The following is a 14048-nucleotide window of genomic DNA, read 5'->3' on the forward strand; positions in this document are numbered from 1 at the left end:
TCAGCCGCCTTGGACGGCAGTGACGATCTCGATCTCTTCGCCTCCGGTCAGCGTGGTGGCTGACCAGCGACTGCGGGGAACCACTGCGGCGTTCAGCGCGACGGCGACGCCGAGCCGACCGCCGTCGGCGGGGGTGCCGTCGGGGTTGAGGCTGCGTCCGATGGTCTGCGCGACGGCGTCGACCACCGTGGCGTTCTCGGGCAGCTTCACATGATCTTCGTTGATGCGGACGGTGAGCATGATTCTCCACGTCATCTGGTGCGGGTGGTCTTGGCACAACACGGCACGGGCCGCGCGTGTTCCTGGTCCGATCCAGGCCTCGGGCCTGCGAGCGCGGGCCGTGACCAGTCTAGTGAGTCAGGACCTGCCCCGGGTCAAGCTCATGCTGGCCAGCAGCTGCTCGTCGGCTGCGGTCAGCGGAGCGACCGGTGCTGGTGTGCCGGCGAGCGAATGATCGAGCAGCGCGGCCCCGAGCCGGGCGGCCAGCGGGGCGAGCAGGATCCCGTGCCGGGAGTAGCCGGTGGAGACCACCAGGCCAGGTCGAAGGGCACCTAGGTACGGGCGGTCGTCGGGAGTGCCGGGGCGGGCCCGGGTGGTGATCTCGGTCAGCTCCATGTCTTTGACTCCGGGGAGCACGGCCACGGCGTCGCTGAGCAGCTCCTGGACCGACCCGGCATGGGTGCCGGTGAGACTGTCCTCCCGGGAGGATGCCCCGATGACCAGCCCACCATCGGCCCGTGGGACCAGGTAGACGGAACGGCCGTTGACCTTGGCGCGGACGGTCGCGTCGAGGACGTGAGTCTCCCCGGGCATCAGCTGGGCGGGGTTCACGCGCAGCCGGAGGACGTCGCCGTGAATGGGGCGCAGGTCCAGCGGGCAGGTCTCCGGGAGTCCGCGGATCGCTGAATAGCCCAGGCCCGGCACAAGGACGACGGCGGAGAACGGGCGGGCGAGGTCGTCGTCGGTGGTGACGGTGAACCCGCGTGATCCACCGGGCACCTCTTCCACCGCGGTGACCGACGCGGTGAGCCACTGGGCGGGCTCCCCGGCCTCTGGGAAGTCCCGTGGATCCAGGTCGGCGTCGAGTGCGGCGCGCACCGCGGCTACGAGCTGTCGCGGGTCGATCTGGTGGTCGCTGGGGACATCCCAGCCCTTGGAGATGGCCGGGGCCAGGGCCGGCTCACGACGTCGCAGGGTGGAGCTGGTCAGCGCGGTGACCTCCATGCCGTGCTCGCGCTGAAGCACAGCAAGCTCGGCCACGGCGTCCCGGTCGGAGCGGTCGGCCGCAATCAGCAGGGTGCCATTCTCCCGGTAGCCGGTGGGCACGTCGGTGGCTCGGGACAGGGTGGCCAGAAGCTGGGGATACTCCGTCCGAGAGGCTGTCATGATGGGCCAAAGTTCGTCCTGGCCGTACTGGACCTCGCTGATGGGAGCGAGCATGCCGGCGGCGGCGTACGAGGCGTCCTGGGCGATGTCCGGCGCAATGACGGTGACGTCGTGGCCTGCCAGACGCAGCTGCCAGGCGGTCAGCAGCCCGACCACGCCCGCGCCGATCACGGCTGTGTCCACTCCGGTGTGCCCAGAGAGGGTCACGGGAGCCGAACCCGAGTCCCCTGCTGGGGAAGCAGCGTCAGATGACATTTCACTCCTGCTGCAGTTCACTGCGCAGTATCTCCGATACCGCCTGTCACGTTCGCATGAGCTGTGAATCCGGCACGCGGGACGGCCCGGATGGGCTGGCCACACAGACGTCCACAACCAGTCCATCCTAAGGCTCCGGGCGGTCCCCCTGGCGTTGCTGGCGCGACGCGATGCATCTGGACAGGCAGAGCAAGGTCTTCTCCGTGCACCCATCGTCTGACAGGATGAAGGTGCTGAAGCGCCGGCTCTCGCGCGACACCGCTTGACGGAGAACAACTCGACGCTGAATGTCTTCCGGAAAGGTCATCTCATGACTCGCTCGAACCCTCCCGTCGATGAAGCCGACGAGAACAATCTCGAAGTCGACAAGCCCAAGGACTGGGCGGCCGGAATGCCGGGCGTCTACCACTCGATGCAGCCCGCGCTCAAACACATGGGCATCGAGCGCAGCGCGCGGACGTTACTCGCAATGAACCAGAAGCAGGGATTCGACTGCATGAGCTGCGCGTGGCCGGACCCCTCTGGCCACCGGAGCACGTTCGAGTACTGCGAGAACGGGGCCAAGGCCGTCACCTGGGAAGCCACACCGGTCACGGTCGCCTCGGACTTCTGGGCTGAACACTCGATCAGCGAACTGCGTGAGCGCTCCGAGTACTGGCTGGGGATGCAGGGACGACTCACTGAACCGGTCTACAAGGCCGCCGGCGACGATCACTATCGGCCCGTGAGCTGGGACGAAGCGATCAGGATCGTGTCTGCGAAGCTCAAGAGCCTCTCGTCCCCCGACGAAGCCGCGTTCTATACCAGTGGCCGCGCCTCGAACGAGGCGGCGTTCATCTACCAGCTGTTCATCCGCGGATTCGGAACCAACAATCTGCCCGACTGTTCGAACATGTGCCATGAGTCATCCGGGGTGGCGATGGGAGAGACCATCGGCGTCGGCAAGGCGACGGTGTCCTACGACGATTTCCTCCACTGCGATCTGCTGATCCTGATCGGTCAGAATCCGGGGACCAACCACCCGCGCATGCTCAGTGCCATGGAGAAGCAGAAGGAGAATGGCGGCCAGATCGTCGCCGTCAACCCCTTGCCTGAGGCCGGACTGCGCCGGTTCAAGAACCCGCAGAAGCCCAAGGGAGTCATCGGCCGGGGCACGGATCTGGCGGATCAGTTCCTGCAGATCCGAGCAGGCGGAGACATGGCGCTGCTCCAGGCAGTGTCCAAACGTGTGCTCGAAGCAGAGGAGAACAGCCCCGGCAGCGTGCTCGACCACGAGTTCATCGCCGAGCACTGTGAAGGGCTCGACGAGCTGCGCGAACACCTGTCCCAGCTGGACGAAGAGACCGTGCTGGAGGCGACAGGACTGCGCTCCGAAGAGATCGACGAGCTTGCCCAGCGGTACATCAATGCTGAGGCGGTCATCATCACCTGGGCGATGGGCGTCACGCAGCAGAAGAACGGGGTCGGCACGATCAAGGAGATCATCAATCTGCTCCTGCTGCGTGGAAACTTCGGCCGACCTGGAGCGGGGGCGTCACCGATTCGCGGGCACTCCAACGTCCAAGGTGACCGCACGATGGGAATCTGGGAGCAGATGCCGGCCTCGTTTCTCGACGCGCTCGGGCGTGAGTTCTCGTTCGACCCTCCGCGTGAGCACGGTGTCGATTCGGTCGACGCCGTGCGAGGAATGCGCGAGGGCGACATCAGGTTCTTCCTCTCCCTGGGAGGCAACTTCGCGGCCGCGATGTCTGACACCGCAGCGACCGAGTCCGCCATGCAGAACCTGGAGATGAACGTCCAGATCTCCACCAAGCTGAACCGCTCCCACACGGTGGTCGGGCAGGAAGCCCTGATACTCCCGACTCTGGGCCGCACCGAAATCGACGTGCAGGCGTCCGGTCCGCAGTTCGTCTCAGTGGAGGACACCGTCAGCGCTGTCCATTCCTCCGAAGGCAGAGTCGAACCGGTGGCACCGAACCTGCTTTCCGAGATCGCCATCGTCAGCCGCCTTGCACACGCGACCCTTGACGGCCGCGTGGCAGCTGACTGGAGTGGGTTTGAGGGCGACTACGACCTCATCCGCGACCACATCTCGCATGTAGTCCCGGGATGCGAGAACTACAACGTACGGATCCGGGAGAAGGACGGCTTCCTGCTGGCGAACGGACCACGTGATTCCCGGACGTTCAACACCCCCAGCGGCAGAGCGATCATGACCGTCAATGAGCTGGACCTCCTGGACTGCCCACCCGATCGACTGATCCTGCAGACCATGCGTTCACATGACCAGTTCAACACCACCATCTACGGCTATAACGATCGGTACCGCGGGATCAAGAAGGGCCGGCACGTGATCTTCGTGAACCCTGAGGACCTCGCGCAGCTGGGCTTCAGCGACGGAGACCTCGTCGACGTCCACGGTGAGTACGCTGACGGCAAGGACCGCATGCTGCGAAAGTTCCGCCTCGTGTCCTACCCGACGGCCCGGGGCTGCGCCGCCGTGTACTACCCCGAAGGCAATGTCCTGGTGCCGCTGGATGACACCGTCCAAGGCAGCAATACGCCCGTCTCGAAGGGCGTGATCATCCGGATAGAGCCAGCCGGAGACGGACCCGCCGGCGGCAGCGGCGAGGAGAATAAGCGTGAGGACATGCCTGCCACGGTCTGAGCTCACACAGACACAAGAAGGGCTCTCCTAGGTGAACCTAGGAAGGGCCCTGATCAGCGGTTTTGCGCGTTTCAGGACTTGCGCTGGTTCTCTCCCAGTCCTGATGTTCAGCGGAGCGGGCGACGGGAATCGAACCCGCGTCGTCTGCTTGGGAAGCAGTTCTGATGGGCTCATCACTCCTAGTCAGATTTAGGCCAACCGAGCACTGGCGCGCACGTGGAGTGCATTTGGTCAGACTCATGCGGCGAGACGCGCTCGTCGATCCTCGCCATTGACGGGGCCAGACCAGCAGGTGCGAGATGCCCGCAACCGTCTAGAGTCATCGAAGTCTTGGCGTGACCCATGGCCCGAGAAATCCGTCCTACCACTCCATAGCTGCCAAGTAGGACCCCTCGGATCTACTACTTAGGGGCGGGGCTGAACCGCCGATGCAGCATCACGGACGGTATGCAGATCGCAGACCTCAGCTGCATGCTCCAGAGAGGCCTGGAATCGATTCGACTCACACGATGCTCCACTCCATCAATGGCACAGCTTCTTAGTGAGTTCGTGAGCATGACGCAACAGAAGCCTCCCCATCTCAGGACGCCGCGCTGCGGAGAAGCGCGATTCGATCCCTGTGAGGCTCAAGGACCAGGCCGGCTGCCCTGACGGGTCAAAGACTGCCGCACCCATTCCCCAACTTCCCTCCACGATGAGTCCCGGGTTCAGTGACCAACCGTGCGTTCGGGTCTGGACGATCCGTTGCCGGAGAGTATCGACATCATGGCTCTCACCATGTTCAACCACCAGGCTGTGGTTCGCGAGATACCGATCAATCGCATCCCCATCAAGGAACGAAAGGATCGCCAATCCTGCCGAGGCCACTCCCAGTGGGAATCGCTTGCCCTCGTAGAGGACGAAGGAGCGGATTGGAAAAGAACCGTCCTGCCTGAGCAGGCAGACAGTCTCATCCCCTCGTCTCGCTGAGAGAAACGCGCTTTCTCCTGTAGCGTCCGCCAGTGCTTCGACGTGCTGGCGAGCAATCGAGGTGATGTCGTAGCGCTCCGCCGCCACAGCTCCCATGAGGTAAACCTCCGGGCCCAGCAACCACAACCCCTTCCGATGGTCATGGTCGCAGAACCCCTCTTCGGTGAGGGCACTGAGCAGACGATGCACGGTGGGGCGTGGCAGATCGACAACTCGGGCTATCTGAATCGTGGAACTGCCTTCTGGCATCGACGTGCTGACCGCACGGAGAACTTTCGCGAGGCGACCGACCATTTGCGCGCCCGGAATGGAACTGGACATGTTCATATTATGACGTCAAGGTCCGAATTCGCCATGCAACGACCAATATAGGGGCTATCGGCACTCCCTCGTTGCCTTCATTAAAGACTACTAGCTAGGTTCTCCCTACGAACGGAAGCGTCCGCGTTGTGGACGGAGGGAGACACTTTGTCGAGCAAAATCAGGGAAAACGCCACCGAGGCGCTCACTTCGGTTGTGCAGGATGGCATGACCATTGCAGTGGGAGGCTTCGGACTCAGCGGCATACCCACCCGTCTTATCACCGCACTTCGGGACTCAGGTGCGACAGGCCTGACGATCGTCTCGAACAACATGGGTGTGGATGGCAAGGGGCTCGGGCTGCTGCTAGAGAACGGCCAGGTCTCGAAGGTGCTTGCCTCATATGTCGGTGAGAACAGGCTGTTCGCGAAACAGTTTCTGAACGGAAATCTTGAGGTCGAGTTCGTCCCGCAGGGAACACTGGCCGAACGACTGCGAGCTGGAGGCGTCGGGATCCCTGCGTTCTACACGCCTACTGGTGTGGGCACTCCTGTTGCAGAAGGCAAACCCACCTGCGAGTTCGACGGAAGGGTTTCCGTCCTGGAACGAGGGATCATCGCCGACCTCTCTTTGGTGCGCGCACATCGAGCTGATGCGGAGGGCAACCTCAGCTACAGGATGACATCGCGGAACTTCAATCCGCTGGTCGCGATGGCTGGGCGCATCACTCTTGCTGAGGCCGAAATGCTGGAGCAGGACTACTTGGACCCCTCCCTGGTGGACACGCCGGGGATCTTCGTACAGCGTCTCGTCGCCGCCGATCAGACCAAGGACATCGAAAAGCGGACCGTGCGTGTCCGACAGGAGGTCTAGAACCATGTGGACGCGAGACGAAATGGCGGCCATCGCTGCGAACGAGCTGACCGACGGCCAGTATGTGAACCTCGGGATCGGCATCCCGACACTGGTAGCTAACAACCTACCTTCAGGGGTGCGCGTCACCTTGCAGAGCGAGAATGGGTTGCTGGGAATGGGGCCGTTCCCTTACGAGGGTGAAGAGGACGCCGATCTGATCAATGCCGGCAAACAAACGGTGACTCTCCTTCCTGGTGGCAGCTACTTCGATTCGGCCACCTCCTTCGGAATGATCCGGGGCGGTCACGTCCAGACTGCGATCCTCGGCGCTCTGCAGGTATCTGCCAACGGCGACCTGGCGAACTGGACCGTCCCTGGCAAGCTCGTCAAGGGCATGGGAGGGGCAATGGACCTCGTCGTGGGTGCCCCCCGAGTCATCGTCATCACCGACCACCTGACCAAAGACGGCTCCCCGAAGATTGTTGAGCGCTGCGACCTGCCCCTGACTGGATCCGGTGTAGTCGATCGGATCATTACGGACCGGGGGGTCTTCGACATCATCGATTCGAAGCTCATACTGCGAGCCGTGGCTCCTGGTGAGGACATCGAGTCGCTGAAGAAGACCACGGGCGCGAAATTCACAGTTGACCTCGAAGATGGGGTAGCCCTATGAGCGCGCTGATCGCTGGCTATGCCCGCACCCCCTTCGTCCGCTTCAACGGTGGACTGGCTTCAGTTCCCGCGACCATGCTGGGGGCCCACGCGACAACCGCAGCGCTTGAGCGCGCTGGGATCTCGCCGGAGATCGTCCAGCGGGTCTACGCCGGGCAGGTGCTTCAGTCGGGCTCCGGGCAGAACCCGGCCCGACAATCCGCGGTCGGGGCTGGGATCAGCTTCAGGACCCCGTCGATGACGGTGAACGCGGTATGCCTGTCGGGCATGGAGGCTGTGACTGCCGGAGAACGCCTGATATCTGCAGGAGAGGCGGACGTGGTGGTTGCTCTCGGGCAGGAATCCATGTCGCTCGCCCCCCACGCGCAGACGGCACGGGCAGGAACCCGGTACGGAGCCATCGAGATGGTCGACACCCTCGAGTTGGACGGTCTCACCGACGCCTTCGAAAAGCGCTCTATGGGTTCCTCTACCGAAGATGGGAATACGACCAGAGGAATCTCCCGAACGGCTCAGGACGAGTGGGCCGCCCGTTCACACAGGCTCGCCGCAGCCGCAGAGTCTTTCCACGCCGCAGAGATCTCCCCCTACACGCTGGTCACCCGAAAGGGCGAAGTCCTCGTCTCATCCGACGACGGAGTCCGACCCAACACCACGATGGCGACTCTGAACAAGTTGCGTCCGGCCTTCAGCCGTGAAGGCACCATCACCGCCGGGAACTCCTCTCAGATCACCGACGGTGCGGCTGCACTGGTTCTTGTCAGTCCCAAGGCAGCAGAAACTCTCGGAATCACGCCACTGGCAGAGGTGATCTCCCACTCCATGGTGGCGGGGCCGGGAGTAGCGCTGCATGATCAACCTGCCGATGCCATCCGCGCAGCGTTGGCCGGAACGCATCTGACGCCCTCCGACCTGGCGGTCGTGGAGATCAATGAAGCTTTCGCAGCGGTCGCCGTCCAGTCGACCGAGTCCCTGGGGGTCGACCTCTCGATCGTCAACCCGAAGGGTGGCGCGATAGCGCTTGGCCACCCGATCGGCGCATCAGGCGCTCGTCTAATCGGCACCCTTGCCCGGCAGCTGGCAGAGACAGGTTCCGGAGCTCTCGGCGCGGCAGGAATCTGCGGGGGCGGAGGACAGGGCAGCGCGGTGATCTTGCGAGCGTCGTGAAAAAAACCAGCTCCCTGCGGGTTGGTTGAGACCGGATCTAGTTATTTCCGACTGCCATAGAACACCAGTCCCCGACGTGGAACCGTGCTCGTAATTCTAAGACGGGAGGAAATATCAGCAACAGTCGCACGGGGCACGCAAGTGGGCGGAGATGATCAAAACCAGCTGCGTCAAACTCGCGGCACTCTCCCTCTGCAGGACACTGATAGCATCGGTCATCGTCGGCATCAGGAGGTGGCGTAGATCATGGGTGCTCATGAACGGGTCTCTCGTCTTGATCTCAACCTACTCGTCGCCCTGGACGCTCTCCTTACGGAGAAGAGCGTGACTCGCGCAGCAGAACGGCTTCACCTCAGCCAGCCAGCACTGAGCGCCTCCCTCGGGCGCCTCAGGCGAGATTTTGGCGATGAAATTCTGACCCGCCAGGGGAATTCATACCACCTGACGCCATTAGCTGAACGCCTCAAGGAACACACCACGACCGCCCTCGAGGCGGCCCAGAGGGTCTTCGAGCTCACGCCTCATCGTCGTCCCGCGCAATCTACCCGCGAGTTCTCCCTGTACGGCTCCGACTACGGAATTGCCATGATTGGGGCTCAGGTTTCGCGGCGCATGGCGGAGACAGCACCTCACGCCCGAGTCCGCATGCGTCTCCACAACCCGACGATCGTTGAGGACGCGGCACATCAGCTGCGCTCGGTCGACGGCATCATTCTTCCCCACGGGTTCCTGTCCGGGCTCTCCCATTGCGACCTGTGGCAGGACGAGTGGGTGATTCTCGCCGCGGCCGATAACCCGCACATCACGGCTCAGCTGACCTTGGACATGCTTGCTGCTTGCCCGTGGGTAGTAACCTATCTGACCCGCTCGGCCTTCACTGCGGCCAACCGCCAGATGCAACATCTGGGACTCGAACTTCGAGTCGAGGCTGTGGTTGAGAGCTTCCTTGCCCTGCCAAACTTCGTGCGGAGGACGCAGCGGCTAGCTGTGGTGCATAGAGGGATAGCCGAGCGGTTGCCACTGCACGGTCTGGAGCTCCATCCACTGCCCTTCGATGTTCCGCCAGTGATGTCCGCCCTGTGGTGGCATCCCGTGTACGACGACGACCCGGAGCACCGCTGGTTCCGCGAAGTGCTTCAGGACGCCGCCGCGGACGTCGAACCGTCCAGGGAATCAGCGCTCGACGCCGACTGAGTGCGCCAGGCGCCTAGCGCCTCGTACGGCCAGGGCCACGCTCATGAGGGTTGGGTTCATGCTCGTGGCGGTGGGAATCACACCATTTCCGCCGACGAACAGGTTGTTGAAGCCCCACACTGTCGACCAGGGGTCGGCGACGCTGGCGCCATCGTCTTCCTCCCCCAATCTCGTGGTGCCCTGGTAGTGCAGACTGGACCCTGCTGGCATCAACCGTGGCTCCGCCACAAAATGGCCCAGGGCGGCCCCTGCCCGCCGGAGACGACGAGTTGCTTCCTCGATCTCTGCACCCTCGATATCGGTGAGTGAATACCGGATGGTCATCTTGGGGAAGCCGAGGTAGTCCTTGAGCTCGTCGTCGAATATCACCCCATCTTCGACACGGGGTCGCTTCCGCAGCCCGAAACCCATATTGACGAAACCCCAAGGATTGCCGCAGAACGGGGAGTCTTCCGGCAGACGAAACGGAGGCTCTTCTGAGTACATAATCTGTGCGGAGAATGGGTGATCCGGCTCCGAGAATGGGATCCGTTTGACCGCCGCCACGGGATCAGCGTGACGGGCGCGGTGAGCGAGCTCAGTGTCTCGTTGCTCCTCGGTCAAGAACTCCCGCAAAGTCTCCCCCTCGAGTGCGACGGTGGACACGACTACCGGATGCTCAGTGAGGTACCTACCAAGGGCCTGAGGTCGGATCCCAGAGTGCCAGAGGAGTTGCGGAGTGCGGAAGGCATCGGCTGCGACCACGACGGCGTCGGCAGCGACGTCCTCTGTCTCCCCAGTGCGCAGGTCCTCAACTTTCACGCCATGAACTCGCCCATCCTCATGGAGGACCTCCCGGACCAACGTCAGATCACGGAGCCGAAACCTGCGAGAGAGCGGATGCGACGACTCGATGAGTGGTCCAAGGACTGCGTCAACGCCTGCCCACCGCATGGAGCCATCTGGCTGCGGGTCCCCTGCAACTGGCAAGGTGCTCACGCCTCGCCCATCGGGAAGCTCATCGTTGAACTCGCGTTCGAGTACTTTCTGCAGCGCCTTCGCTATCGGGGAATCCTCGAAGGGAGCCGTGCGCACATGGAGGAGCTCCTCGGCAACATCCAGGAGCTCGCCCCACTCACTGTCATCGACAAAGGCGACACGTTCACTGTCAGCAGGCCGAGGTGTGGCACAGGTCCAATGCACGCCCTGACCGCCCACGTTCGACGACGCGGCGGCAGCCGGGAAGTCTGTGGCCTCTACTGCACCCTTACCCCCGTAATCCAACAGGAAAGTTCCTTGACGTGCCGTGAAGCTGCCTTCGACGACCGTGTCCTCAGGAATTCCAAGCGCTGCCCGATGCTCACCAGCCAGAGGCCCCTGTGACTTCGTCCTAGCCTCCGCCTTGGCCGTGGGATCCGACAGATTTCGCACGTTTTCTCCGGCAGTGGAGGTGAGCTGCGGTCCAGCCTCAAACATCATGACTTGAATGTCCGGGGTGGTCTCCAAGAGAATTCGCGCGTAGGTGGCCCCGATTGGTCCGCTTCCGACGATGCAGATGGTCTTCATATCCTTGAGTCCGATTCCTTTGTTGAGTCACGAGTGGTCATGTTTTCGGTTGCTGCCAGTGCGTCCCGCGGCAGCAGGGCGGCAGTTACGACCCCAAGGGCGTAGACGCCGGCGAGCGCAAAAAAGACGGTGGAGAGCACCTCGTCGTATGCGTAGGCGATCATTGCTTGGTCCGCCTCGCTAGCGCCAGCGAGCTGCGCGGGAGTCAGACCAGCTTCAACAAGTCGATCCGGAAGAAGCGAGACCACCCCGGAGCCGATCATGCTTCCGACGAACCCTCCCCCGGCTGCCGCGCACACCTGGCGCACCAGATTCACCACGGCCGTAGACGCACCCACCTCCCTTGCCGGCACTGCCGATTGCGCAACGGCGACAATGATGTTCATGAAACAGCCCGTGCCGATGCCGACCAGCGCCATCGCGACCATCGGCGCAGCCAATGATGTCGACGGCGGGATCAGCGCCATCGCAAGCAAGCCCATCGACGCTATGGCTGTACCGATGAGGGGATATCTCCTGTATCTCCCCGTGCGTCCAACCAGCCACCCTGTCGCCAGCGACGTCACCAGCATTCCGAACACCGTGGCGATCGGGACGAGCCCAGACATGGTCGGTGGAACCAGAAATGCCATCTGTATGTATGTCGGGACGTAGGCCACAACAGAAAAGAAGCCGATGCCCATCACGGCGGCCAGGATCGCCGCCAGCACCACGCCCCGCTCTGTGAGCACAGATAACGGGATTAACCGGTGCTCAAGACGTCGTTCTCGCAAGATCCACGCGCCGCCGGCCAGCAGAACGACAACAGCCGCTACCCCCACCTGCGGTTGCCAGACGCTCTCCCCCCACCATGTAATTAGGAGGATCAGTGAGACAGAGGAGACCATGAACAGCAGGACACTCAATGGGTCGATACGAACAGTTCGGTCGCCGGAGATCTGAGGGATAAAGGCCCAAGCCCCAAGGACAGCGAGGGCGCCGAGCGGGACATTGATCCAGAAGATCCAGGGCCACCCCCAGTTCTCAGTGATCAGACCGCCAAGGACTGGTCCAACGACGATGGCCACTGGAAAGGCTGCACCCACGATGCTCAGGTACTTGGCCCGCTGCTGGGGAGGCGCCACAAAGGCAATGATCGTCTGAGACATCAGTTGCATTGCGGCCGCTCCAGAGCCCTGTATGACCCGTGCCGCCACAAGCTGCGGCAATGACTGGGCGAACCCGCACAGCAGTGAGGCCGTCACGAAGATCACGAGACCGGTGACGAAGATTCTACGAACGCCCCAACGATCCCCCAACCGGCCCAGCACGGGCAGTAGGACGGCCGCAGACATCGTGTAGGAGACGACGATCCAGCTCAGTTGCTCGACGGCTCCTAGCTCTCCCGCGATCGTCGACAATGCCGTGGAGACGATCGTGTGGTCGATCGCCCCCAGGAACGCTGCCCCGAGGAGGGTCAAGATCACCACGCGAAGTCGCCAAGGCGACAGGCGTTCGACGTCCCGGACAGCGTGTTCACCACGCAAGGGCGCTCCTCCGTATGAGGTCATGCTGCCGACGGACGAGCTCCAACGAATCAACTTCGCCCAGATCGGCAAAAGCGTGGCCCTCCCACTCGGAGGAGAACCATCCCCGGAAGCCCGCGTCCGAAAAAGTCCGGACGAGCTCGGGATAATCGATCGCGGGCTCCTGGCCCCTCTCGTCTATGTCGTAGAACTTTGCGTGAACGTGCATGATCTGAGGCATAATTTCTCGCCACTCTTCGACGTCGACGTGTCCCTGCATATTGAAGGCCAGTCGGGCGAACGGGCCCAGTGTGGCGGGGTCTACTCCTCGAGAACCTAGATACTCGATGAACTCCTCCTGTCTGGACTGTATCGGTTCGTCAGTCGCCCAGATCTCCTGAAGCCGATTCAGCGCCTTTTGGTCGAGGCCCATACGGCCCATAGTGCGCAGGAGGGTCGGTGCCATGCTGTGCATGGTCGAGGAGAAGTCCGCGACGAACCCGAGTAGCGGCGAGTCCAACTCTTCGTAAAGCTCGCGCACTCGCTGGATGGGTTCGGAATTCGGACCATTCGGGGCGTGTATCTCGTATGCCATTTTGAGCTCAAGCTCCTCCGCGAGGGGCAACAAACGACGCAGCAGCTCAGGTTTGGCAGACTGGATGCGCACCAAGGGGAAGCTCAGGCGGTGGGCCGATTCGAACAGCCGCTTCGTGAAATCAAATTCCTCGTCCGGAGTCATGTCCCGATCGTTGCGTCGCCCCATGTCCAGATTTGCCCCGAACGCAGTCGCGGTGAAGCCGTAGCGATCGAAGGTGTCCCTCCATCGGTCTACGAACTCGTCGGTGACGTCAGGATAGGTCCGGAGCGTCTGGGAGCCCACGATCTCGATGCCGGGCCCAATCCCCAGCTTCGCAACACGGTCTAACACCGAATCCATGTCCAGCCATCCCGCGACGAGCTCAGCGGTGGCGGAATACAACGTCAGCCCGAGCCCGAACGGCAGCTCCACACTTCCGGCCGCCTTCTCCTGTGGCACTTCCGGCCGGTCTATGGCAGACGCGTTCCGTGATGCTCCGTTCTGCCTCTCCCCGTCAGCTGTCACGACCATCTCCTGCGCGACGCTGACATGGTTAGGCACGTAAACCCCGGGCTTCTCTTCGTTGCCCGGCGCAATCTGCATGTACGGCAGACGGAGTTCCATGGCGAGGTCGATCTCGTAGGCAGTTCCTTCAGAGGAGGGCTCAAGCCGCGGTATCACGAGCAGGGGATGGTCACCTACGAACCAAAGGACGTCCCACCGTTCGGGCAGTTCATGAACCGGATAGGTCTGACCGTCCAGCTCGAGGTACAGGTCCTCGCCAGGGACGGCTTCCCCATCCACGCTGACGCGTACTGTCTGAACCGAAGAAAGCCAGAGGCTGCGGTACCACGGTAGCTGCAGTTCGAGCGCCAGCCCCTTCTCATGGGGGTGGAGGCTTGAGTCTGTGATGAGAACGTCGTGCGTGGCCATGGGTTGCTTCTCCTTATGGATG

11 protein-coding genes are annotated in these 14048 nt (G+C 62.6%); 5 read left to right on the forward strand and 6 right to left on the reverse strand.

All coding sequences use genetic code 11. The features are described from left to right. Both thiS and thiO read right to left on the reverse strand, forming a co-directional pair. Positions 1-240, reverse strand: coding sequence for a sulfur carrier protein ThiS (thiS, locus tag IY716_RS07755; RefSeq protein ID WP_218220977.1), 240 nt, complete (start codon positions 238-240; stop codon positions 1-3). A 117-nt stretch (positions 241-357) separates the two neighbouring features. Beyond that, positions 358-1641 carry a glycine oxidase ThiO gene (gene thiO, locus IY716_RS07760; RefSeq protein ID WP_255316468.1) on the reverse strand — a complete coding sequence of 428 codons (1284 nt, stop codon included), beginning with the start codon at positions 1639-1641 and terminating at the stop codon, positions 358-360. A 310-nt stretch (positions 1642-1951) separates the two neighbouring features. Here thiO and IY716_RS07765 point away from each other — a divergent pair, with 310 nt between their 5' ends. After that, entirely contained in the window at positions 1952-4309 is a 2358-nt protein-coding gene (locus tag IY716_RS07765; protein ID WP_218220978.1) for an FdhF/YdeP family oxidoreductase, read from the forward strand. A gap of 522 nt (positions 4310-4831) precedes the next feature. Here IY716_RS07765 and IY716_RS07770 read toward each other — a convergent pair. Continuing rightward, positions 4832-5599, reverse strand: a complete 768-nt coding sequence (locus IY716_RS07770) for an IclR family transcriptional regulator (RefSeq protein WP_369699632.1) — start codon at positions 5597-5599, stop codon at positions 4832-4834. Between the two features lie 207 nt (positions 5600-5806). Between IY716_RS07770 and IY716_RS07775 the strand changes: the two genes are divergently transcribed. From IY716_RS07775 to IY716_RS07790, 4 genes are all read left to right on the forward strand, one after another. After that, positions 5807-6451: a CoA transferase subunit A gene (locus IY716_RS07775; RefSeq protein WP_369699674.1), complete on the forward strand. Its 645-nt coding sequence runs from the start codon at positions 5807-5809 to the stop codon at positions 6449-6451. A 4-nt stretch (positions 6452-6455) separates the two neighbouring features. Further along, on the forward strand, positions 6456-7106 hold the full coding sequence (locus tag IY716_RS07780; protein WP_218220981.1) for a CoA transferase subunit B: 651 nt from the start codon (positions 6456-6458) through the stop codon (positions 7104-7106). Beyond that, positions 7103-8272 (forward strand): acetyl-CoA C-acyltransferase, encoded by a 1170-nt coding sequence (locus tag IY716_RS07785; RefSeq protein ID WP_218220982.1) that lies wholly within the window; start codon positions 7103-7105, stop codon positions 8270-8272. Before IY716_RS07780 ends, IY716_RS07785 begins: the two co-directional genes overlap by 4 nt. 246 nt (positions 8273-8518) lie before the next feature. Beyond that, on the forward strand, positions 8519-9466 hold the full coding sequence (locus IY716_RS07790; protein WP_218220983.1) for a LysR family transcriptional regulator: 948 nt from the start codon (positions 8519-8521) through the stop codon (positions 9464-9466). On the opposite strand, the gene IY716_RS14030 is transcribed toward IY716_RS07790, so the two are convergent. Genes IY716_RS14030 through IY716_RS07805 form a run of 3 tightly spaced genes read right to left on the reverse strand, consistent with a single transcriptional unit; the run spans position 9446 to position 14026 of the window. Beyond that, entirely contained in the window at positions 9446-11011 is a 1566-nt protein-coding gene (locus tag IY716_RS14030; RefSeq protein ID WP_218220984.1) for a GMC oxidoreductase, read from the reverse strand. The genes IY716_RS07790 and IY716_RS14030 overlap by 21 nt on opposite strands. Continuing rightward, positions 11008-12537, reverse strand: coding sequence for an MDR family MFS transporter (locus IY716_RS07800; RefSeq protein WP_218220985.1), 1530 nt, complete (start codon positions 12535-12537; stop codon positions 11008-11010). The genes IY716_RS14030 and IY716_RS07800 overlap by 4 nt, the downstream gene beginning before the upstream one ends. Then, positions 12527-14026, reverse strand: a complete 1500-nt coding sequence (locus IY716_RS07805; RefSeq protein WP_218220986.1) for a DUF6379 domain-containing protein — start codon at positions 14024-14026, stop codon at positions 12527-12529. The genes IY716_RS07800 and IY716_RS07805 overlap by 11 nt, the downstream gene beginning before the upstream one ends. Positions 14027-14048: the final 22 nt, after the last annotated feature.

Source organism: Nesterenkonia sp. Act20, from assembly GCF_019173455.1.
Classification (GTDB): Bacteria; Actinomycetota; Actinomycetes; order Actinomycetales; family Micrococcaceae; genus Nesterenkonia.